This window comes from Jiella flava (genome assembly GCF_017349315.1).
Lineage (GTDB): Bacteria > Pseudomonadota > Alphaproteobacteria > Rhizobiales > Rhizobiaceae > Jiella > Jiella flava.
Genome location: NZ_JAFMPP010000014.1, coordinates 24,234 through 46,162 on the forward strand (window position 1 = coordinate 24,234; position 21,929 = coordinate 46,162).

The following is a 21,929-nucleotide window of genomic DNA, read 5'->3' on the forward strand; positions in this document are numbered from 1 at the left end:
AAACGGCGCGGTTTGAAAGGCGTGCATTCCACATCCGCGACGATTATATGCGGTCGGCGTCAAAAATTTTTGCAAGACGAGGAGACCCCGATGTCCGAGACAGCCAGCACGGCTCAGCCGATTCCCGTGACCGTTCTCACCGGCTATCTCGGCTCCGGCAAGACGACGCTGCTCAACCGTATTCTCTCCGAGGATCATGGACGGAAATATGCGGTTATCGTCAACGAATTTGGCGAGATCGGTATCGACAACGATCTGATCGTCGAGAGCGACGAAGAGATCTACGAGATGAACAATGGCTGCGTCTGCTGCACGGTGCGTGGCGATCTCGTCCGCGTCGTCGAAGGGCTGACCCGCCGCAAGGGCCGGTTCGACGCGATTATCGTCGAAACCACCGGCCTTGCCGATCCGGTGCCGGTCGCCCAGACCTTCTTCATGGACGACGATGTTCGGACGAAGACGCAACTTGACGCCGTGGTCGCGCTGGTCGACGCCAAGCACCTGCCGCATCGGCTCAAGGACTCGCGCGAAGCCGAGGATCAGATCGCCTTTGCCGACGTCGTCCTCCTCAACAAGACGGATCTGGTCACGGCGGACGAACTCGTTGCCGTCGAGGCGACGGTGCGGGCGATCAACCCGCATGCCGTGATCCACCGCACCGAACGGGCCGGGATCGAGATATCGAAGGTCCTTGATCAGAAGGCCTTCGACCTGAAGCGCGTGCTCGACGGTGACCCGGACTTCATCGATGCGGCGAAGGAGGCCCAGGCGCACGCTCACACGCACGATCATGACCATGACCACCACGATCACGCTTGCGGCCCGGATTGCGATCATGAGCACCACCACCACAATCATCACGGCGAGGGCGTCTCGCCGATCCATGATGTGACGGTGACCTCGATTTCCCTGAAGGGCGGGCCGCTGGAGCCGAAGAAGTTCTTCCCCTGGATCCAGGCACTGACCCAGGAGCAGGGGCCGAACATCCTGCGGCTGAAGGGCATCATCGCGTTCAATGACGACCCCGACCGCTATGTCGTGCAGGGCGTCCACATGATCATCGAGGGCGATCATCAGCGCCCCTGGCGCGAGGACGAGGCGCGCGTCAGCCGTCTGGTCTTCATCGGCCGGCAACTCGACCATGAGGAGCTCGAAGCCGGTTTTGCCGCCTGTGCCGCCAAAGCAAAGGCTCCGGCCTGATGCCGTCGATTGCCGCTTACGACTTTCCCGAATTCATCGAGACGGTATGTTTTCTAAAGGATCGGCCGGCCTTTGCGCTGGCCGACGGCACGTTGCGTCTGCCGGCCGGCGGCGAGACCAGCCTCGTTCTGCATGAGGGCGGGTTGCTCTCCGCGGTTTATGACAGCTCCGGCAAACGGCTTCTGACCGGCGGTGAGGACGGCCGGGTCGTCGCCACAATCGATGGCGAACAGATCGAGGAGATCGCCGCGATCGGCCGCAGGTGGATCGGCGCCGTTGCCGGCGGGCCGAATGGTGCGGTCGGCTTTGCTTCAGGGCGCAGTGCCTATGTCGTGCCGGCCAAGGGCGCGCTGAAGGAACTGAAGCATCCGCGCACGGTCGAGGGCCTGGCCTTTGCCCCGAAGGGCTTGCGCGTTGCCACCGCTCACTACGACGGCGCCTCGCTGTTTTTCCCGGCGACCGATGCCGGGCCGGCGATGCTCGGCTGGAAGGGCGCGCATCTTGACGCTGCCTTTTCGCCGGACGGCCGTTTCCTCGTTACGATTATGCAGGAGAACGCTCTGCATGGGTGGCGTCTCGACGACGGCAAGCACATGCGCATGACCGGCTATCCCGCCAAGGTGAAGGATTGGTCGTGGTCCGCCAAGGGCAAGTTCCTGGCGACATCCGGCGCGCCGGCGGCGATCCTCTGGCCGTTTTCCGGCAAGGATGGGCCGATGGGCAAGGCGCCGATCGAGCTTGGCACCAGAGGCAACGCGATGGTCACCGCCGTGGCCTGCCATCCGGCCGAGGACATGCTGGCGATCGGCTACAATGACGGGATGATCCTTGCCGTGCGCTTTGCCGACTCCAAGGAGGCGCTGCTGCGCCGGGGCGGATCATCGCCGGTCAGGACCATGGCTTGGGACCGGGCCGGCCGCCTGCTCGCCTTCGGCGCCGAGAGCGGCGAGGCCGGCGTGGTGGATATCGCAGGGTGAGAGAGTGAGGGGGTGCGACCCGTCGCGGCTGTTGGCCGGATCGAGCGCTGACTGAGACGTTCGTCATCCTCGGGTGGGAGCCCGCGGATGACGAGCGCCGCTTTGTCGAAGCCGCCGAGCTGCAAAATCCCATCGATCATTTGAACCCGCGAACGCCCTGTGTCATAGGAGCGGCGGGTGGAGCCATTTCGACGTCGCGCGCCGTAAAGGCCGCGGGCCGCCCTTTCCAAGGACAGTTTATGCCGTTTCGAACGACCATTATTCCGCTCGTGCGTGCGCTTGCCGAGCGTGGCTATGCAGAGCCGACGCCGGTTCAGGACGCGGTTCTGGAAGAGGGGACGGAAACCCGCGATCTCCTGGTTTCGGCCCAGACGGGCTCCGGCAAGACGATCGCTTACGGCTTGGCGATCGCCGGGACGCTGCTCGGCGAGGACGACCGCTTTGCCCCGGCCGGAGAGCCGATGGCACTGGTCGTTGCGCCGACGCGCGAGCTGGCCATTCAGGTGACCAGCGAGCTGACCTGGCTCTATGCGCACAGCGGCGCCGAGATCGTCACCTGCGTCGGCGGCATGGATCCGCGCGCCGAGCGGCGCAAGCTCGAACGCGGCGCCCATATCGTCGTCGGCACGCCCGGCCGGCTGCGCGATCATCTGGAGCGCGGAGCGCTGCAGATCGGCGCCTTGCGCGCGCTGGTGCTCGACGAGGCCGACGAGATGCTCAATCTCGGCTTTCGCGAGGATCTCGAATTCCTGCTTGAAGCGACCCCGGCCGAGCGCCGCACGCTGCTCTTCTCCGCCACCTTGCCGAAGACCATCATGGCGATGGCCAAACGCTATCAGCGCGGCGCGATGCGCATCGAGGTGACAGGCGGCGCATCCGGCCATGCCGACATCGAATATCGCGCGATCCGCATCGCGCCGAACGAGGTCGAACACGCCATCGTCAATATCCTACGCGAAGCGGAATCGCCGAGCGCCATCGTCTTTTGCAACACCCGCGAATCCGTCCGGCATCTCTCCTCGGGGTTGATCGAGCGCGGCTTTTCGGCGGTGACGCTGTCGGGCGAGCTGGGCCAGGCCGAGCGAAACCAGGCGATGCAGGCCCTGCGCGATGGCCGCGCGAGGGTGTGCGTTGCCACCGATGTCGCGGCGCGCGGCATCGATCTGCCGAGCCTCGGCCTCGTCATCCACGCCGAACTTCCGAGCGATGCCGAGACGCTGCAGCACCGCTCGGGCCGCACCGGCCGGGCCGGGCGCAAAGGCGTGTCGGCGCTGCTCGTTCCGATCTCCCGCCGCCGCAAGGCCGAACGTCTGCTCAGCGAAGCCAATGTCGAGGCGGTGTGGTGCGGCGCGCCGTCTGCCGAGACGATCCGCCGGCTCGACGAGGAGCGGCTGCTTGCCGATCCGTTGCTGACCGATCCGGCCAGCGAAGACGAGCTGTCGGTGGCCAAGCGGCTGCTCGAAACCCGCAGCGCCGAGGATCTGGCGGCGGCGCTGGTGCGGCTTTATCGCGCGCGACTGCCGGCGCCGGAAGACGTCTTCGATCCGGGCTTCGGCCCTGACCTGAAAGCCCGCGAATTTGCCGGCAAGGGCCGCGAGCGCGGCGAACGCGGCGGCAAGGACCATGCCCGCGGCGGGCCGGTCACCTGGTTCCACATGGATGTCGGCCGGCGCAACAATGCCGATCCGAAGTGGATTTTGCCGCTGATCTGCCGGCGCGGGAAAATCACCCGCCAGGAGATCGGTGCGATCAAGATTTATGATCGCGAGACCAAGTTCGAGGTCGCTGAGGCGGTGGCGAAGAAATTCGCGGCGGCGGCTGAGGTCAGCGACGGCGACGACATCACCATTTCGCTTGCCGACGGACCGGGCGGGGCGGAAGCACCGCGCGGCAAGTTCGGCAAGGGCGAGCGGCGCGGACCGGGTGGCCCGGGTGGCAAATTCGCCAAGGGCGGTAAAGGCCGCGGCGGCGACAAGCCCGGTTTCGATCAGCCGCCCCGCGCCAAGAAGCCGCATCGCAAGGGGCCGCGACCAGAGGGCGTGGACAGCGCGCCGTCCACGCCGCCGCATGAAAGGCCGCGCAAGCCCAAACGCTCCAAGGGCTGAGGCCCAGCGCGCTCGACTGGACTGTCAATTTCGGCCCGAAAATCGCCTCCGGTTTTCGGGCCGATGCGCTTAAGCGGTGATTGTCAGAACGGCGAGGGCCAGCACCAGCGCCGGCAGCGTCACCACCAGACCGACCTTCAGGAACCGCAAAGCGCCATATTCGATGCCCTCGCGCCGCAGCGCCAGCAGCCAGAGGATCGTCGCCAGCGACCCGGTGACCGAGATGTTCGGGCCGAGATCGATGCCGATGAGCACCGCGCTTGTGATCGCGGTCGGCACATGGGCAGCGTCCACCACGCCGCCCGCGACGAGACCAAGCGGCAGGTTGTTGGTGAGGTTGGTGGCGACGGCGACGGTGGCGCCGGCGATCGGAGCGGCAAGGGTAGCGGCCTCTTGCACGAGCTGATGCAGCGCCGCGACGAGCGCCGCCTCGAGGCCGATCCGGTCCAGTGCCCGCACGATGACGAACAGCCCGGCGACGAGAACCAGGGTCGACCAGGAGATGCCGGCCAGTGCTGGAACCGGGCTCCGCCGCTCGCCGATCGCAACGAAGACGAGGGTTGCGAGCCCCGCGGCGGCCGTCGGCAGGCCGAGCTCCGCGCCGAGCGCCGAGGCCGTCAGCAGCGCCAGAATGGCGAGGACGAGGCCGAAGGCGGCGATCTGACCGCCGCGGGTGAGGGCGGGCGTTTCGGCATCGGAATCGATCGTCTCGCCGAGCCGGGTCTTCGTCACCAGCAGCAGCGCAAGATAGGTCGCGGCGATCGCCGCCAGCGAGGGCAGGGCGAAGCGCGCCAGCCAATCGCCGAGCGGCGGCATATTCGCGCCGAACACCACGATATTGGCCGGGTTGGAGATCGGAAGAACAAAAGACGCGGCATTGGCGACGAAGGCGCAGATCAAAAGATAGGGGATCGGATCCTTGGCCTTCGCCGCACGGGTGACGGCGATGACGGCCGGCGTCAGCACCACGGCGGTTGCGTCGTTCGACAAAAACACGGTGACGATGGTGCCGACGGCGAAGACGAGGCTGAACAGACGGACGGGTGAGCCGCTGGAGGCCCGCGCAGCTCGTGCGGCGAGATAATCGAACAGGCCCTCGCGCCGGGCGATTTCCGACAACAGCATCATGCCGGCGAGGAACAGATAGACGTCGGTTCCAGATGCGATGCCCTGCCAGCCGTCCGCGACAGGCAGGAGCTGGGCGGCAACGAGAATCACCGCGCCGACGGTCGCAAAGATCCATTCCGGCCAGCCGAAGGGGCGGATGATCACGCCGCCGATCGCCACAGCGGAGATCGCCGCGGTCGCCAGCGTCCGGGTCTCGGGCAGGTACAGCGTCGTCATGCGGACTGTGTGGCCTCGGCTCGTCTCGTCTCGCGTTCACGCTCGGCGGCGAGCGCCGGGCGCATCATCGGGCCGAAGGCCAGCCACATGACGACGGCGGGAACCGCGATGGCGCCGAGCGACAGGAAGGCGGTCGGAAAGCCGTAGGCCGTCGCGATGTAGCCGCCGAGCGCCGGGCTCAGCGACGCGCCGATGCCCTGGACGGTGGCAACGGCGCCGAGGCTGACATTGACGCGGCCGGTGCCGCGCATGATCAGCGCCACCATCCCCGGCACCGCAACGCCTTGCAGACCGGCGCCGACGCCGTCGAGCATCTGCACCGGCACCACCGAATAGAGCGAGCCCCAAGTCCCGGCGATCAGCCCGCGCAAGGGCAGCGCGATGAGGGCGGCGAGGAAGAGGTAGTAATAGCCCTTGGCACCAGCGATCCGCGAGGCGAGGAGGGCCAGGGGGATCATCGTCACCTGAGCGATGATGATGGTGATCGCGGTATAGGCGGCGGAATTCACAGCGCCGTTCGTGGCGATGTGCTGGCCGAGCAGCGGCAGCATGGCGCCATTGCCGAGATGGAAGAGCAGCAGCGTGCCGGCCATCACCAGCAGGCGAGGATTGGTGAACAGCGTGCGAAAGCGCTGCGGAGTTTCGCTTTGGCCGGCGCCGGATTCGAGGCCACGGGCGACGTCGTGGTCGATGTCGTTGGGGCAGATGCGGAAGAGCGCGATGAGCGAGAGCACGGCCAAGACGGTCATCAGCGCGAACACCGCCGGCAGGCCGTAGAAATAGCCGAAGATGCCGGCGAGCGCCGCGGCGATGCCGTTGCCGCCGTGGTTCCAGGCCTCGTTGCGGCCGAGCTGGTGGGCAAGGCCGCTCTGGCCGACGATGCCGAGGGTGAGCGCGGCGATCGCCGGGGCGATGGCGGCGCCGGCGATGGCGGTCGCGACCTGCGAGGCGGCGACGACGGTGAAGGTCGGGACGAACAGGATGATCAGCGAGGCGATGATCGTCAACACCGCGCAGATCGCCACCATCGCTCGTTTGAACCGCGTCGCGTCGGCGAGCGCTCCGAGCGGCGTCGTCGCCAGCATGCCGGCGATCCCGCCGATGGTCGTCACCAGGCCGATCGTCGCGGCGTCCCAGCCTTGGCCGATGAGAAAGACGCCGAGAAACGGTCCGAGCCCGTCGCGGACGTCGGCCAGGCAAAAATTGAGGGCAGAGAGCGCCCTGATCGAGCGGCTTTTTGCCGACAGATCGCCGTCACGAGACGGAGTGCTGGTTGCAGACACCTTGAAATCCTGGGTGGCGGCGGGGAGATGCGGCGTGAACACTCACCCTGGCAGCCGTCCTTTGGGATCCGTCCGGGTGCCGCCCGCAGGCGGCCCGTTGAACGAACGTTATGTGACAGTGACGATCGACAGGGTCGCCCCCTTGAACTCGCAGGCCGGCAACCGGTTCCCGTCTTAATAAATGCCGGGGATCAGCCGAGCCGTCCGGGCGCGATAAGTGCGATATTCGTCGCCGAACGTCTCCTCCATCATCGCCTCTTCCGGGCCGACGCGCAGAAAATACAGGGTGCCGAAGCCGATCAGTCCGGCAAGACCCGCCACGAGATTCGGCAAAAGCAGCGCCTGCGCCAGCGCCATCGTCCAGAACGCCGTGTACATCGGATGGCGGACATGGCGATAGATACCTTTGGTGACGAGCTCGTGCTTTTCGCGAATGTCGAGGGAGACCGACCACATCTTGCCGAGCGCCTTATGGGTCAGGCGAAACAGGACGAGGGCGAAGACCAGCGCAAGAAGGCCGAGGCCGGTCTGAATTGGTGACGGAACGTAGCTTGCTGCGCTCGGAAAGCCGGTGGCAACGACGATCCCCGGCACGATGCCGAGGCCGCAGAGCGAGATCAGCATGCGGATCGTCTCGGCGCGGCCGCGGGCGCTCTTTTCCACCCGGCGCCGCTTGGCCCGGCGCTCGAACGGATAGCGGATCACATACCAGCCGATGACCAAAAGCACCCAGGCGATCTTGCCGGTGAGGACCGTGGTCATGCGGGTTCTCCGTTCGGCGCATTGGCCGAAATGTCTTTGGGAGGCCCCGGCTGCGCTTTTAACGGCGGCACGTCGACGCTCTCGTCATAGGCAAAGCGGGCGAGGCGATTCGGGCCGATCAAGAGCAGGTGGAACGAATAGGGCGCGCGCCGCTCGACCGGTAGCACGAATTGGCGATGCAGTCGGAAAAAGTCACGCTTGATGCGCTTGTAGGTGTCCGGCTTCACCAGCTTCTTGAAATGCACCCGCACGACCCGTGGTGTGCGGGCATCCTCGATGCCGAGAGAGGCGGTGGGGTTGGATTTGTAGAAATTGATCGGATCGGACAGCGCCTGGCAGTCGGTCCAGGGCAGTTTGTGTTTCACGGTCAGATCCTTGACCGCGGTCCGTTGTTGGCGGGCGGCCGGATGCAGCGCCGTCTTCATCAGGCTCGATCCGACGGTGAGGATATGCGGCTGCGGCCCGCCGCCAGCATTGTCCTGCAGCGCTTGGGCCATCGCCGAGACCGCCATCACCGCGCCGAGGCTGTGGGCGGCCACGACGACTTCGGTGTCGGGATCGGCTCCGGCCTCGGCAAAGCAGGTGGCGAGCTGACGGGCTTGTAAGGCGATGCGATTGCGGATGTCGAGGTTGCGGTCACGGCAGATGTCACGGGCCATCGCCCAATCGTCGAGAGCGGTGAGGAGATGTAGGCGCCGCTGGGCGAGAAACAGCAGGCCACCAAGCACGATGAGACCCGTCGCGATGCCGATGGCCGCGGCGGCAAGAGGGCCGAGGTTGACGGCAAGGCCCTTAGCAAGACTGCCGAGCAACAGGCCGAGACCGCCCGCGCCGAAGAGGATGAGAATCGGAAACAGATAGAACAGGCCGTAGCGCCAGCTGATGCGAAAATAGCGAAACGCCGTACCGGAGGCGAAGACGTCGGCAAGGCCGAGATAGCCGGTGGCAAGTCGTTTCCAGACTGGCCGCGCGCCATAGGCAAGAATGAGGTCACCCCAGTCGAAAATCACGATCTCGGTGTCGGTGCGCCAAGGCGGATTGCCGGTCGCGCCGCCGCCGGTGCGCACCCGCAAGCGCGGGAAGAGGCTATGAGGTCCGGCGTTGTCGGCTGGCTGCTCGATGCCGATCGCAAGATCCCAGAGCGCCGCGGCACATTCCGCGCCGCGTCGGAAGCGTTTGATATGCGCATCGGCGCGCATCGGTTCGAAGCCGGGAAACAGGCAGACGAGCCGGCGCGTGATCATGCATTCTCCTCAATCGGGGCAACGTGTCCTTGGCGTTGAGGCTGTAACCCACTGAGCGCTTGAGAAAAAGCGTTTTCCTGCCCCTACGTTGCACCGGGCGCCTGGCAATGGCGGCGCGGCCTGTCTTGTGTTGCCTCAGGCGGCCTGGCGCGCCGCGTTGATCCGGCGCATCGCTTCGGCGGCGATGGTAAAGGAGCGCAGTCGCGCGGCATGATTGTGGATCTGTCCGGTCAGGATCACCTCGTCGGGGCGCCAGCGCTCGACGAAGGCCGCGAGCTGGCCGTGAACCGTGGCAAGCGAGCCGACCGCGGAAACCGCAAGCGCCTGATCGAGCATGGCCTGCGCCGCCCCGTCGAGCCCATTGCGATATCCGTCCTGTGGCCGGGGGAGTTTGCCCGGGTTGCCGGTGCGCAGATTGACGAAAGCCTGCTCCATCGAGCTCTTCAGCAACGCCCCTTCGTCGTCCGTTTCGGCCGCGAAGACGTTGGCGGCGAGGATGAAATAGGGTCGGGGATGACGCTCGGAGGGGCGATAAGTCTCGCGATAGACCGCAAGAGCCTGATCGAGGGCCGCCGGCGCAAAATGTGACGCAAAGGCATAGGGTAAACCGAGATGGGCGGCGAGTTGTGCGCCGTAAAGGCTCGAGCCCAGGATGAAGACCGGCACCTGCGTGCCCACGCCGGGGATCGCGTGCGGGCCCCGCGCCGCTGGGGCATCCGCGAAATAATCCATCAACTCGACGACGTCCTGCGGGAAACTGTCGGCGCCGGCGAGGTTGCGTCTGAGGGCGCGGGCGGTGCCCATGTCGGTGCCGGGCGCGCGGCCGAGGCCGAGATCAACGCGGCCCGGGTAAAGCGTTGCCAGGGTGCCGAACTGCTCGGCGATTACCAGCGGGGCGTGGTTGGGCAGCATGACGCCGCCGGCGCCGACGCGGATCGTCTCCGTCTGGCCGGCGATATAGGTCAGCGCCACCGCCGTCGCGGCGCTGGCGATGCCGGGCATGTTGTGATGCTCGGCCATCCAGAAGCGCGTATAGCCCAGCGTCTCGGCGTGGCGGGCAAGCGCGGCCGAGTTGCGCAAGGCGTCGTGAACTGTGCTGCCATCGGGCACCGGCGAAAGGTCGAGAACGGAGAAGAGGGGCATGATCGTTGCTCCGGATCGATTGCGACACGACGTCCTGCGCTTGAGATGGCTCTACTCTTGCCGCGCGAAAAGAGGGGCGGTCGGCCGTGGCCGCAGTGTTCACAGCGCGGAATGGGTTGCAGCGAGTGGTGGCATTGCGGTGAAACGATTGTCGACACAAGCCCGGCTTTCACGATGAGATGGTTTTCAATTTAAAGAAGGTAATAATAAATTATAATATCAACGGTAGTGTTCAGCCGGGGCCTGGGCGGCGCTTCGGGCAATTTTCCAGGTCGTTTTAAATATATCGAAACTCGCCGGACATAGGGGTTCGCCGAATATTCAGTGGAGTTTACCACAGATGAATTTCTACGGCAGGATGCTCGGGAGGCATCTTGAATTCTCCGTCCTTCGTGATGTCGTCAAATTTTTATTCGGGTCCGGAGGCGCGGTTTTTTCCGCCAGCATGAGTTACGCGACAGCGGCGTCGATCGTTTACGCCCGGACTGGCAATCACGTGATCTTGTGGACATCGACCGTCGGCGTGTCGATCATGTTCGCGCGCGCCGTTCTTATCTTGCACCTCAGAAAGCGGATTGGTCGGATCCGGAGTCGGGAGCTGCTCGAAAAGCTACAATTGCTTTACGCGATGTTCGGCGTTCCATCGGCGGTCTGCGTCGGTTTGACGACGGGAATGACCGCGATGGCAGGCGACGATCTCAGCTTTGCAATCATGTCGGCGCTGCTCGCCGCCTTTTCCATGGGAGTGATCAATTACGCCGCCGTTCGTCCGCTGATCGGTCTGCCACAGGCGATGGCGCCGGGGCTGTGCGCGATCCCGTTCATTCTGATGTCGGGGCGGCCGGAATTGATTGCCGTTGCGGCGCTGATGTTCGTTCTGCCGCTTAGCGTGATCACTATGAGCCATCAGCAAAGCCGGATCCTCATGGAGGTGTTCAACGGCCGCTATCGCGAACGCGTGGCGGCCCGGACCGACGTGCTCACCGGTCTCTTGAACGCACGCGCCTTCGAAGAGGCAGTTGGGGAAATTCCGCGCGATGCGCCGGTCGCGGCGATCTTCATCGATCTCGACGGCTTCAAGCCGGTCAACGATAAATATGGCCACGCCGTCGGCGACGCGGTGTTGCGGGCCGTCGCGGCGCGGCTCGTTTCGGTCTGCGATCCCGCCGACATCGTCGCTCGCGTCGGCGGTGACGAATTTACGGTTCTGTCGAGCGGCAATTGCGTCGCCGCGGCGAAGGCGGCGGCTGATCGGATGCTTCGGGAGATTTCGGCCCCCTATTGGGTCGACGATTGCCGCGTCGAAATCGGTGCAAGTATCGGCGTTGCGGTGCGCAACACCCCAGACTGCACCGTCACCAATCTGATCCGCTCCGCCGACATGGCGATGTACGAGGCCAAACGCCGGGGGCGGGGGCAAGTCTTTGTTTTTGTCGATCCGCTCGCCAAGACATTGCTCAAGCCGGTTCAGTCGGCCGCCTGAGGGCGCCGGCGTCGTCCGGTCTTGGCAGTGCCGGTCGGCACGGCGAGGATCCGGCGGCGCTCGTCGTTCTCCCGCATCGGCTCAGAGCCAGTTTTTGTAGCGGAAATAGATTAGCGGCACGAGCGCCGAGACTACCATCAGCACCAGCGCATAGGGATAGCCGTAGGTCCATTCCAGCTCCGGCATGATCTTGAAGTTCATGCCGTATGCCGAGGCCACCAGCGTTGGCGGCAGAAAGGCGACGGCGGCAACCGAGAAGATCTTGATGATCGCGTTCTGCTCGATCGAGATCATGCCGACGGTGGTGTCGAGCAGGAAGGTGGTCTTGTTGGAGAGAAACGAGACGAAGTCGTTCAGCGAGTGAATATCGCGAACCATCACCTTCACGCGCGCCTTGCCTTCCTTCATGCCGTTGCCCTTGCGGCTGTCGAGCACGAGCTGCAGGAACGGCAGCAGGCGGTCGAGTGTGGCGAGGCTCTCGCGTACCCGCGACGTCAGATCGCCGGCGGCGCCGATGCGTTGCAGCAGCTTCTTGAAATCGCCGGTGCCGGTCGGCTTCTTGCGGGCGGAGGAGGAAAAGATATCGTCGCCGATCCGGTCGAGATCGGCGGAGATCATCTCCAGAAGATCGGCCATGCGGTCGACGACGACTTCCAGGAGACCGACGAGAAGCTGCTCGGCACGGGGCGGCCGGTCGGCGATGCGTTCGATCTCGCCGGCTTCGGCGTGGTCGTGATGAGGCGGCAGCGTCGCGGGATCGCGGCAGAGCTTGGCGACGAAGATCTTGAAGCTTTTCGGTTCACTGTAGCGCACGGTCACCAGGCGCCCCTGCGCCAGAATGAAAGTTACCGGCGCAAAGGCCGGCGCGCCCTTCTGGGCACCATGCACGACGCTCGCGGTCATCACATCGGCGCCGTCCTCGGAATAGAGCCGGCTCGACACCTCGATCTCACTCATCTCCTCGCGGGTCGGGATGGCGATGGCGCAGAGCGCCTCGACGGCGCGGATTTCATCCACGGTTGGCGCCTGAAGATCGATCCAGATGGCGGCGGGCGACAATTCGCCGGCGCTCACGGCCTGATGCACGACTTTGGTTCCGTCGAAGTGATAGCTCTCGATCATATGCGGTCTTCCAAATGCCCAAGCCCTCGACGCTGGCACGGACGCGTCAGCGCGTCGTCGTCCTTCGGTCTTGATGGCGTGGGATGCGTCATCGAGACGATCGTTTCAAGGTCGAATAATCGATGGCATTGACTGTCACACGACGACCGGTCAAGTGGTGGCTTGAGTGCCGCCGCTGAACTCAAGGTCACGCCTGGGTGTCGCCACTGGGTGCGTCCGGCCGCGGGGTGATCGAATCGAGCGGGGCGGTCAGCGTCCAGACGACGCCGGATTCGGCGTAGTCCATGGTGACGGAGCCGCCGAGCCCGCGCGCCGTCATCTTCTGGGTAACCAGGGTGCCGAAGCCGGAGCGCCGCGGCGCGACGACCGGCGGGCCACCGCTTTCGCGCCAGGTCAGCGCGAAGTCCGTGCCGCCGGACCAGGCGATGCGGACGGTGCCTTCAGGCGTCGAGAGGGCGCCGTATTTCGCGGCATTGGTGGCGAGTTCGTGCAGAGCGAGGCCGATGGTCTGTGCCGCCGTCGGATTGAGCGAGAGGTCGGCGCCTTCGTGGACGATCTGTTCGCTGTTCGAGCCAAAGGCCTTGAGCTGACTCTCGACCAGCTGCACCATCGAAACGCTCTCCCAGCCCCCGGAGGACAGAAGATCGGCTGAACGGGCGAGTGAGTTCAGCGCCTCGGACAAGGTCGCCAGAAACTGCGTGGTGTCGGCGCTCTCATTGGCGGCGCGGCGGGCAATCGCCGCGATCAGCGCATATTGGTTCTTGGCGCGGTGGCTCATTTCCCGCATCAGGAAGCGGTTCTGCTCTTCCGCCTCCCGCCGCTCGCGGGAGGCTTGTGCCAGCACCTTCGAGACCTGTCCGATTTCGGCGATGTCGGTGGCGATGATCGTCGCCGGTTCGCCGCGGCCGATCTGTTCCGCCTGACGGCTCAGCTTGAGGATGGGTGCGGCGAGACGCCGGCCGAACGTGATTCCGAGGGCGACGGAAAAGGCCAGAAGGACGGCACCGGCGCCGATCAGCATCAGCCATGAGCGGATCACCGGTCGGCCGATCACGGCGTTCGGCACCGCCACCGTCGTCGTCCAGCCGGATAGGTTCGATACCGTCGAGGCCTCGATCAGATCCGCGCCCATTCCGGTGTTGCCGATGGCCTCGACGATCGACGGATTGTCGTAGGAGACGCTCTGACGGGCGCGCATCCGGCCATCGCTGGTCACCGCCGCAAAAACGCGTTTGCCGGCCGCGTCCTTGATGATCGCCGACCATTCGCGCGGCAGATTGCGATCGGCGATCACCGCCTCGAACGAGGTGGTCGCCTTGGACAGGACAAGAACATATTTGATTGTATCGCCATCGTGGACCGGCAATGCTACCTGATAGACGAACTCGCCGCGCTTCTTGCGGAAGCTGACGCCGGAGATCGTCGCATGCTTGGTGGCGAAGACCTTCTCGGCAACCGCCTTTTCGGGAAACAGCGTAACGGGTGGCGGGAAGGCCTCCTGCGTGTCGACCACCACCGACATGTCGGGTTGAACCAGTTCGGCGGTGGTCTGGGCAACGGCGAGAGCGGCCTTGGTGCGCTGATCGAACTGCTCCAGTCGACCGTCGAGCAGCGTCGGCGAGGCGGCCAGCACGCGACCGGAGGTCATCAGGCCATAGATTTCGCGGTCGACGGCGTTGGAGACGATCTCGGCGGTGTCGTTGACTTGGGCAGCGGCGATTTCGGTCTGTTGCTGGGAAAATTGGACAATCAGAAATGCGCTGAACAACAGCGGCGGGATCACGACGAACAGGGCGAAGGTCACCAGATGAACGAGCAATGTCGGACGGCGCCAAAGCCGCTTGGTCGCCTGCCGGCACAGCTTCGACAGCCAGTCACTCGAGCGCTGCCGCGCTCCGCTCTCGGTCGCTTGCCTCTCAGACTGTGTGTGGATGCTCAACGCCGCTTTTCCCAAGGCCGGATGACGGCCGGTTCGACCCATCCCACGCCGGCTTGATTCTGAATGTCCCGCTTCAGTGGCAGCTTACGCGACGCCGCGTCCTTTGACCACAAGTTCGAGGCGTCTGCACTGCCGAATGAGCCGAATAACGCTTGCTCGGCCGCTTGAAGGTCGGGCGGCGCTCACCGCAACGAGCCCTTGACCTTGAGGCGGAAGGGTGCGTTCTCGAGCCTCGCTCTGGATCGTCAGGAAGGGGCAAGAGAATGTCGTCGCAAAGGAAGGCGGGGTGTCCTCGTTGGCAACGACAAGAATATAATATGACACCTGTGTAATTATGATGATTGTAAGTATTTTTTATGATCATAAGGGCAAAGCATCTTGTTGATTTCGTCATCTTAAAATAGATATCAATAATAAATCACGCGTCTTGCGGGAAATTTTTCGTTTTGATATTGATCACGGGAATGTGAATGCCATTTAAACTGATCGCAACTGTCAACGTTCCGTGTTCGGCGGTATGTCTCGCCGCGCCGGCGGGTCTGGCGCCCGCCATCGCGGCTTCCGCTTCGATCGGACTCGTGCGCCCGGCATTCGTCTTTTGCCGTGGCTTGCCATGATCCCGATCGCTGAGGTTGCTGGCGCGGCGTTTGTGTAGTCCATCCCCAATCTGGAACGACAATGAAGCTTTCGAAGTCTCGCTCGGCCATGCTTGTTCTGGCCTCCGCCATCGCCCTTGTGGCGGCGCCTGCCATGGCCGCCTCGGCGAACCATATCGTCGACGTTACGCTGAAGGACCACAAGTTCTCGCCGGACAAGATCGAGGTGCCGGCCGGCAAGCCGTTCAAGATCCGCTTGAAGAACGTCGACAAGTCGGCGGACGAGTTCGACTCCGACGATCTGCGCGTCGAAAAGGTCGTCGGCGGCGGCAAGACCAGCATTATCCGCGTTCAGGCGCTGAAGCCGGGAACCTACAAGTTCATGGGCGAATATCATTCGGCGACCGCTCGCGGCGTCGTGATCGCGAAGTAACGCCATGCTGGCGGCGTTCGTCATCGTCTTTCGTGAGGTCATCGAGGCCGGTCTGGTGGTCGGCGTCGTGCTGGCCGCCACCCGCGGCCTTGTCGACCGGGGCCGCTTCATCGCGGGCGGCATCTTGGCGGGATTTCTCGGGGCGTGTGGCGTCGCTTTCTTCGCCGGTGCGATTGCCGACCTGTTCGAGGGCTCCGGGCAGGAGACCTTGAACGCTGGTGTGCTGCTCGTCGCCGTGGCCATGCTGATTTGGCATAACGCCTGGATGGCGAGTCACGGCCGCGAACTCGCGCAAAGCCTCAAGGCCGTCGGCGAGGAGGTGAAGGCGGGCCGTAAGTCGCTGATGGCGCTCGCCATCGTCTGCGCCGTGGCGGTGCTGCGCGAGGGCTCGGAAGTGGTGCTTTTTCTGTACGGTGTCGCGGCGGCGGGCCAGACGACGGCCAGTAGCATCATCGTCGGCGGGCTGATCGGCATTGCCGGCGGCGCGGTGATCTCGGCACTGCTCTATCTCGGTCTGATCGCCATTCCGCTGCGCTATCTCTTCGGCGTCCTCTCGGCGCTGATCACCCTGCTTGCGGCGGGGCTGGCGGCCCAGGCGATGCGCTTTCTGGCCCAGGGCGGCTGGCTGGCGAACTGGGTGACGCCGCTGTGGAACACCAGCGGCATCTTGTCCGAACAAAGCATTCCCGGCCGCATCGCCCATGTGCTCTTCGGCTATGCGTCGCAGCCTTCGGCAAGCGAGCTTCTGGCCTATGGAATGGTGATCGTGATCATGCTGGTGATCCGGCGGATCGTCGCCGAGGGCCGCGGTCACCAGCCGCAGGGCGCGCGCATATCGGCCTGATCTCGAGGCTGATCTCGCGCCGATCGGCGGGCGGGCGACCGCGCGGCGAAAGCCGCGGTGCCGATCTGCCTTGCGAAGCGTCGATCGGCGTAAGATTGCTGTTGCATCCGGGCTGCCGAAGCTTTATTCCCAGCCCGGTTGAAGGGGTATAGCTCAGTTGGTAGAGCGGCGGTCTCCAAAACCGCAGGTCGCAGGTTCGAGCCCTGCTGCCCCTGCCAGTTTCAGCCTCTGATCCTCGAGATTTCCGCCTCTGCTCAGCCGTCGGCGCTCTGTGCTGGTGCTGCAAGGCGCGCCGATCGGTGACGGTTATGCGGCCGCTGCGACGACGTGGCCGCTGGCGGTCAGGATTTCGGCTGCGCGGCCGGCATTTTCGATTTTCACGAACAGATAATCGGTGTCGAAGGTCGCGATCAGCAGGACCGCGATCTTGGCTGTCGCGAGCGGCGTGAGCACGGCAGCGGCTATGCCGGTCTGATCGAAGGCGAAGGGACCGAGAAACTGGAAGCCCCGCCAGCCGGCATCGGCGCGAATCGTCGCCGGCACCCGGTCGGCGCGGCAGAGGATCGACAGCTCCTCCGCGCTGCGGGCGATCGAGACGAAGCCGGAGCCGTCCGCCCAGTCGGGCAGGGCGGCATCCGGATCCAGACGCGCGATGGCGTAGGCGCCGTCGAGGACGCGCAACGTCACGCTGACCGGTTCACCGCCAGGGGCGGTCGAAGCGTCGCTTGCGGCCGTCACAGGGCTTGTTCGGCGGCGCGGCCGAGGGCGAACGCCCGCTGCTCGATCAGCGTCGGCACCTCGCAGACATAGCTCAAAGACTGGCGGCGCTCGTGGAAGATCCGGGTGTCCCAGAGCAGCTCCTGGCGGGCGGCGTCGAGGGCGGTGGGGTTGGCCGTCGGGTTGTCCTGACGGGTGTCGAGCGTCTTGATTTCCCCCCGCAGCTTGGCCGCCAGCGCCTTTTGCTTGGCGCCGTAGCGTTCGATTCCGCGCATCACCTGGTCGCGCTCGGTGTTGAGGCGATTGAGCAGCATCACCACGATGGTCCCGGCTTTTGCGCCCCGATCGGCCTTGGGATATTTGGACACGAAATCTGCGACGGCCGTTTCGGCCTCATCGAGCGGCATGCGGCGGGCTACGACCGTGTCGACGAGGCGGCGCATATCCGCGTCCGGGGTGATCGCGCTGAGCTTGGGGAGCGGCGGACCGCCCCAGATCTGGCCGGGGAAAATCTCTTCCACCCGCCGCTGCACACAGGGCCAGTTGGTCTTGCCGGGCGGTGGCGCCTTGGCGAAGGCCATCGGGTTCTGCACCGTTTGTCCGCCACCGATGACGGTGCTCGGCTTGGCGGCGGGATTGGTGGCCGGCGGCCGGGCAGCGTTGGCGTCCGGTGCATTGCCGGTGCCGGCCGGAGCGTTGGTCGGCGGCGGCCCGGGCAGGACGAAGCTTTTCGGGATCGGCTTCGGGCTCGCTCCGTCCTGGGCGGATGCGGCGAGGGGAGCGAGGAGAACCATCGCGCCCGCCAACCCGCCGCAAAGCGTCGCGGCCAAGATCCTCCGGCTCATCCTGATGCTGCGCGCCATGATTGTTCCTCCCATGATCAATTGTCGGCGCCCACCGATCGATGCGCTCACTGGCGCTTTCGGCTGATCAGGCCACGGGCCGGATCATAGGCGATGATCGCGCCGCCAAGAAAGACCGCGGTGCAGCCGACAACGATCACGAAGGCGTCGAGGTTGAACTGCTGGTAGAGCGCGAAGCGAATCAGCTCGACCGCGTGAGTGAACGGATTGAAGACGCAGATCTGATAGAGAAGCGGACTCGACTCGCGCACCCGCCAGAGCGGATAAAGTGCGGAGGAGGCAAAATACATCGGAAAGATCACGAAGTTCATGACCCCGGCAAAATTCTCCAGCTGCTGGATCAGCGAGGAAAGCAGCATGCCGAGGGCGCCGAGCATCAGCCCGGCGAGCATGATCGCCGGCAGAGCGTAGAGATAGCCGATCCAATCCGGCTGCACCTCCCAGAACCAGGCAATGGCGAAAAAGACGTAGACCTGCAGAATGCCGACCGCGACCCCGGCAAAAAGCTTCGAGACCAGCAGGAACCACCGCGGCAGCGGCGAGACCAACAGCGTCTTCATCGTCCCGGTCTCGCGGTCGTAGACCATCGACAGCGACGACTGCATGCCGTTGAACAACAGGATCATCCCGACCAGGCCCGGCGCGATATAGACCTCGTAGAGCACGTAGGTCTCATAAGGGGGGATGATCGAGACGCCGAGCACCTGGCGGAAGCCGGCGGCGAAGATGAAGAGCCACAGCAGGGGCCGCACCATCGCCGAGACGAAGCGCTGGCGCTGGTGCAGAAAGCGCAGCGCCTCGCGCCAGATGATGCCGCCGGCGCAGATCAGATAGGCCGAGAGCGGAAAGCCTTTTCGCGTGCTGAGCGGCGGTGCGTGGGGAATGGTCGCATCGCTCATGCGGCAGCCTCCTGCGGGCCCGGCGGCCGTGTCCGAATTCCGGTCAGCCGCGTGAAGGCGTCGCCGATGGTCTTGGCGCCTTCCGTTGCGACAATTTCGGGAACGAAACCTTCGGCGAGCACCTGGCCGTGATGCAGGACAACAACGCGGTCGCTGTCGCCGATCTCGTCGATCAGATGGGTCGCCCAGAGCACGCTGACGCCCTCTTCGCGCACCAGCCGGCGCACTTCGGACAAGATCGCGGCGCGCGAGCGGATGTCGAGCCCGACCGTCGGCTCGTCGAGCAGGATCAGGCGTGGGCGGTGCATGAAGGCGCGCACGATCTCGATGCTGCGCAGCTGGCCGCCGGAGAGGTTGCGGGCCTTTTCGCGCAGCCGGTTGCTCAGCTCCGAGCTGGCGAGAATCTCGGCGATCCGGGCTTTCGCCGGCTTGCGCGAGATGCCGTGCAGGGCGGCGTGGTAGACGAGGTTCTGGCTGATCGACAGGTCGAGATCGAGGGTGCGGGCCTGAAATACCACACCGAGGCGGCGGAGTGCCTCGCCCGGCTCGCGTGTGAGATCGTGGCCGAGAATGCGGATGGTGCCGTGGCGAACGTTGAACAGCCGGGTGATCAGCGAAAACAGTGTCGACTTGCCGGCGCCGTTCGGCCCGAGCAGGGCGGTGAAGGAGCCCTGCGGAACGTGGAACGACACGTCGTTGAGCGCCTTGCGTTGGCCATAGGCATGGCTGACGCCTTCGACGGACAGGGCCTTGATGCTGGCGTCGCGCGGGTTGGTCGTGGCGGTGATGCTGCCGTCCGGCATGGCGTCGGTCTCGTGTCTTTGTGCGGTCCCACCCGGCACTTTAGCAAAAATCATCGGGCACGGGACGTCCGTGACGGGAGGCCGCGGCGATTCAACGCCACGGCCTGTTCGTCAAATCTGCGGGCGGCAAGGCCTTAAGGGACCACGGTGATCGTGCCTTCGACGACGTGGTTCTTGTCGAGATTGCCGAGATGCCAGTGGTAGCGGCCCGGCCGGACGGTCTGGAACTGCACCGTGATCGTGCCGTGGGAATCATATTCGAGCCAGGCCGGCGCGCCCGCCATGTGGACTTCGAGATCGTTGATGACGATCTGGTTCATCCAGACATTGCGGAAGAAGTCCGGCGCGATGAACTTGTATTCGATGTCGCCGGCCGACTTGATGTCCCAGCGATAGGGCTGGCCGGCACGCAGGTAGAAGTCCTTGTGGTTGGTCTGGAACGAGTTGCCGTCGACGCCCATCACCAGCGGGGTGATGATCTGCGTCGTCAGCGTCTTCTTCGGCAGGCCGATCTGGTCGCCATTGAGGGCCGCCGCCGGCATCAGGTCCGATCCGGGCGGAATCGTCAGCCCGTCGGCCGCGGGCACCATCTTGGCGCCGTGGCTGACATTGTCGTCATCGTCGGAATCGCCGGCTTTGGCTGTCGCGGCGGATGCCGGCTTGTCGCCGTCGTCGTCACTGCCGGATTGAGCCAGCGCGCGGCTCACCGGTGCGCTGGCAACGCCAAAGGCGAGCGCCGTGGCGAGGATGGGCAGCCAGGGTGATTTCATTGTGTCCCTCCCGAAAGTTGTCCCGTCTGTTCGTCGTGACGATGCAAAGCGCCGCTCTGGTGGATTGAATTCGACATTTGAATCCCAGCTGGGGCCGTCCATTGAATCCAATGTCAAATTCGAAAAAATCCACGAGGATCATAACCTTGGCGCGTGGTCACTTCGATTCCGACATGAGCTGAACAGTCTCCACGACACGGTATCAAATGCCGGAATCGAACCACTAGTTCGGCGTCACTGCGACGCCCCAGGGCTGTTGGCCCACCTGAACGGATTTGATCACCTTGTCCGCGGCGACGTCGACGATCGAAATGTCGTTGGACAGGCCGTTGGTGGTGAAGAGGTATTTCTGATCCGGCGAGAACGCCATGTGCCAGACACGCTGGCCGACCAGCAGATAGTTGAGCACCTCGTAAGTCTTGCCGTCGACGACGGCGACGCGGTTGGCAGGTCCGAGCGCGATATAGGCCCTGGAGCCGTCCTTGGTGATCTTGATGCCGACCGGTTGGATCGCCTCGGAGCGGATGCCGGGGATCTGGAAGGTGATCTTGTGCTTGATCTGTTTGGTCTTGGCGTCGATCACCGCCACCGTGCCGCCGATCTCGGACGACACCCAGACCTCCGAGCCGTCAGTCTTGAACTGGGCGAAGCGCGGCCGTGAATCGACCAGCACATTGGCGACGATCTGCTGGCTCTTGCGGTCGATGAAATGGGCCATATTCGTCGTTTCCGACGTATTGACGATCGTCTCGCCGTCCGGCGAAACGCCCATGCCCTCGGGCTCGACACCCACAGGCACCTCGGCGATGCGCTCGCCGCTCTTGGTGTCGATGATGGTGACGAGATTGTCGTTCTCATTCGCCGCATAGAGCTGATCGCCGTTCGGCGAGAGGGCGAGCAGCTCCGGGTCCGGCCCCGACGGCAGTGTGTTCAGGAAGGCGTGGGTCTTGGTGTCGTAGACTTGGATCGTGTCGCTGTCGCTGGTGCAGATATAGACTTTCGAGCCGTCCGGGCTGATCGCGATGCCGCGCGGACGCTGGCCGACCTTGAAGGTATCGACCACCTTGAAGCCGTCCGAGTCGAGCACCGTGACGTCGTTGCCCTTCTCGTTGCTGACGAAGATCTTGTAGGCGAAAGCGGGACTGGCCGACAGCACGAGCGCGGTGGCGAGCACCGTCAAAGACAATGATCTCAATCATTCCTCCCTGGAGCCGAACCCGAAGCAGCATGCGACGATCGCCATCGCACCTCCGGCCGCCGGGACTGGCCTTTGTCTGTCTCGATCCGTCGATCTTGCGAAGACCGGCCGATCAATCCCGATGATGGCTCGACGCCCGTCCGAACTGGGCCTTGGCCATTCAAGCGCGGGGCGCTGGCCCTGTCGTCGCGGATTGACTCCCGT

General features: G+C 64.6%; 20 protein-coding genes and 1 tRNA gene. 7 read left to right on the plus strand and 14 right to left on the minus strand.

Annotated features, from left to right (window positions below; all coding sequences use genetic code 11):
- Window positions 1–90 precede the first annotated feature (90 nt).
- From J1C48_RS14955 to J1C48_RS14965, 3 genes are all read left to right on the plus strand, one after another.
- Window positions 91–1,200 carry a CobW family GTP-binding protein gene (locus J1C48_RS14955; RefSeq protein ID WP_207258803.1) on the plus strand — a complete coding sequence of 370 codons (1,110 nt, stop codon included), beginning with the start codon at window positions 91–93 and terminating at the stop codon, window positions 1,198–1,200.
- Window positions 1,200–2,177 (plus strand): WD40 repeat domain-containing protein, encoded by a 978-nt coding sequence (locus tag J1C48_RS14960; RefSeq protein ID WP_207258804.1) that lies wholly within the window; start codon window positions 1,200–1,202, stop codon window positions 2,175–2,177. Before J1C48_RS14955 ends, J1C48_RS14960 begins: the two co-directional genes overlap by 1 nt.
- A gap of 239 nt (window positions 2,178–2,416) precedes the next feature.
- Window positions 2,417–4,282 (plus strand): DEAD/DEAH box helicase, encoded by a 1,866-nt coding sequence (locus J1C48_RS14965; protein ID WP_207258805.1) that lies wholly within the window; start codon window positions 2,417–2,419, stop codon window positions 4,280–4,282.
- A 69-nt stretch (window positions 4,283–4,351) separates the two neighbouring features.
- On the opposite strand, the gene J1C48_RS14970 is transcribed toward J1C48_RS14965, so the two are convergent.
- From J1C48_RS14970 to J1C48_RS14990, 5 genes are all read right to left on the minus strand, one after another.
- Window positions 4,352–5,626 (minus strand): arsenic transporter, encoded by a 1,275-nt coding sequence (locus tag J1C48_RS14970; RefSeq protein ID WP_207258806.1) that lies wholly within the window; start codon window positions 5,624–5,626, stop codon window positions 4,352–4,354.
- Window positions 5,623–6,909 carry an MFS transporter gene (locus J1C48_RS14975; protein WP_207258807.1) on the minus strand — a complete coding sequence of 429 codons (1,287 nt, stop codon included), beginning with the start codon at window positions 6,907–6,909 and terminating at the stop codon, window positions 5,623–5,625. Before J1C48_RS14975 ends, J1C48_RS14970 begins: the two co-directional genes overlap by 4 nt.
- Before the next feature lie 174 nt (window positions 6,910–7,083).
- Window positions 7,084–7,671, minus strand: a complete 588-nt coding sequence (locus J1C48_RS14980) for a protein-S-isoprenylcysteine O-methyltransferase (protein ID WP_207258808.1) — start codon at window positions 7,669–7,671, stop codon at window positions 7,084–7,086.
- Window positions 7,668–8,915 (minus strand): hypothetical protein, encoded by a 1,248-nt coding sequence (locus J1C48_RS14985; RefSeq protein ID WP_207258809.1) that lies wholly within the window; start codon window positions 8,913–8,915, stop codon window positions 7,668–7,670. Before J1C48_RS14985 ends, J1C48_RS14980 begins: the two co-directional genes overlap by 4 nt.
- A 135-nt stretch (window positions 8,916–9,050) precedes the next feature.
- Complete coding sequence (locus tag J1C48_RS14990) at window positions 9,051–10,058, minus strand: LLM class flavin-dependent oxidoreductase (protein WP_207258810.1); 1,008 nt, start codon at window positions 10,056–10,058, stop codon at window positions 9,051–9,053.
- A gap of 673 nt (window positions 10,059–10,731) precedes the next feature.
- On the opposite strand from J1C48_RS14990, the gene J1C48_RS14995 reads away from it, so the two are divergent.
- The gene (locus J1C48_RS14995; RefSeq protein WP_207258811.1) at window positions 10,732–11,541 is read left to right on the plus strand and encodes a GGDEF domain-containing protein; all 810 of its coding nucleotides are present in this window, start codon (window positions 10,732–10,734) and stop codon (window positions 11,539–11,541) included.
- Between the two features lie 81 nt (window positions 11,542–11,622).
- On the opposite strand, the gene J1C48_RS15000 is transcribed toward J1C48_RS14995, so the two are convergent.
- The 3 genes from J1C48_RS15000 to J1C48_RS15010 all read right to left on the minus strand — a co-directional run bounded on the left by J1C48_RS15000 (window position 11,623) and on the right by J1C48_RS15010 (window position 15,281).
- The gene (locus J1C48_RS15000; protein ID WP_207258812.1) at window positions 11,623–12,663 is read right to left on the minus strand and encodes a magnesium transporter CorA family protein; all 1,041 of its coding nucleotides are present in this window, start codon (window positions 12,661–12,663) and stop codon (window positions 11,623–11,625) included.
- A gap of 187 nt (window positions 12,664–12,850) precedes the next feature.
- A complete protein-coding gene (locus J1C48_RS15005; RefSeq protein ID WP_207258813.1) occupies window positions 12,851–14,602 on the minus strand; it encodes a sensor histidine kinase in 1,752 nt (583 codons plus the stop codon).
- Between the two features lie 418 nt (window positions 14,603–15,020).
- The gene (locus J1C48_RS15010) at window positions 15,021–15,281 is read right to left on the minus strand and encodes a hypothetical protein (RefSeq protein WP_207258814.1); all 261 of its coding nucleotides are present in this window, start codon (window positions 15,279–15,281) and stop codon (window positions 15,021–15,023) included.
- Here J1C48_RS15010 and J1C48_RS15015 point away from each other — a divergent pair.
- From J1C48_RS15015 to J1C48_RS15025, 3 genes are all read left to right on the plus strand, one after another.
- The gene (locus J1C48_RS15015; protein ID WP_207258815.1) at window positions 15,281–15,631 is read left to right on the plus strand and encodes a cupredoxin domain-containing protein; all 351 of its coding nucleotides are present in this window, start codon (window positions 15,281–15,283) and stop codon (window positions 15,629–15,631) included. The two genes, J1C48_RS15010 and J1C48_RS15015, sit on opposite strands and share 1 nt — an antisense overlap.
- Before the next feature lie 4 nt (window positions 15,632–15,635).
- Window positions 15,636–16,475 carry an FTR1 family iron permease gene (locus J1C48_RS15020; protein ID WP_207258816.1) on the plus strand — a complete coding sequence of 280 codons (840 nt, stop codon included), beginning with the start codon at window positions 15,636–15,638 and terminating at the stop codon, window positions 16,473–16,475.
- Between the two features lie 142 nt (window positions 16,476–16,617).
- Window positions 16,618–16,693: transfer RNA gene (locus J1C48_RS15025), tRNA-Trp, on the plus strand.
- Between the two features lie 88 nt (window positions 16,694–16,781).
- On the opposite strand, the gene J1C48_RS15030 is transcribed toward J1C48_RS15025, so the two are convergent.
- The 6 genes from J1C48_RS15030 to J1C48_RS15055 all read right to left on the minus strand — a co-directional run bounded on the left by J1C48_RS15030 (window position 16,782) and on the right by J1C48_RS15055 (window position 21,722).
- The gene (locus J1C48_RS15030) at window positions 16,782–17,162 is read right to left on the minus strand and encodes an ACT domain-containing protein (RefSeq protein ID WP_343217704.1); all 381 of its coding nucleotides are present in this window, start codon (window positions 17,160–17,162) and stop codon (window positions 16,782–16,784) included.
- 47 nt (window positions 17,163–17,209) lie between these two features.
- Window positions 17,210–18,055 carry a hypothetical protein gene (locus J1C48_RS15035; RefSeq protein WP_207258818.1) on the minus strand — a complete coding sequence of 282 codons (846 nt, stop codon included), beginning with the start codon at window positions 18,053–18,055 and terminating at the stop codon, window positions 17,210–17,212.
- A gap of 47 nt (window positions 18,056–18,102) precedes the next feature.
- Window positions 18,103–18,954 (minus strand): ABC transporter permease, encoded by an 852-nt coding sequence (locus J1C48_RS15040; protein ID WP_207258819.1) that lies wholly within the window; start codon window positions 18,952–18,954, stop codon window positions 18,103–18,105.
- Complete coding sequence (locus J1C48_RS15045) at window positions 18,951–19,757, minus strand: ABC transporter ATP-binding protein (RefSeq protein ID WP_207258820.1); 807 nt, start codon at window positions 19,755–19,757, stop codon at window positions 18,951–18,953. The genes J1C48_RS15040 and J1C48_RS15045 overlap by 4 nt, the downstream gene beginning before the upstream one ends.
- A gap of 134 nt (window positions 19,758–19,891) precedes the next feature.
- Window positions 19,892–20,527, minus strand: coding sequence for a hypothetical protein (locus J1C48_RS15050; RefSeq protein WP_207258821.1), 636 nt, complete (start codon window positions 20,525–20,527; stop codon window positions 19,892–19,894).
- Between the two features lie 223 nt (window positions 20,528–20,750).
- Entirely contained in the window at window positions 20,751–21,722 is a 972-nt protein-coding gene (locus J1C48_RS15055) for a YVTN family beta-propeller repeat protein (RefSeq protein ID WP_207258822.1), read from the minus strand.
- Window positions 21,723–21,929 lie beyond the last annotated feature (207 nt).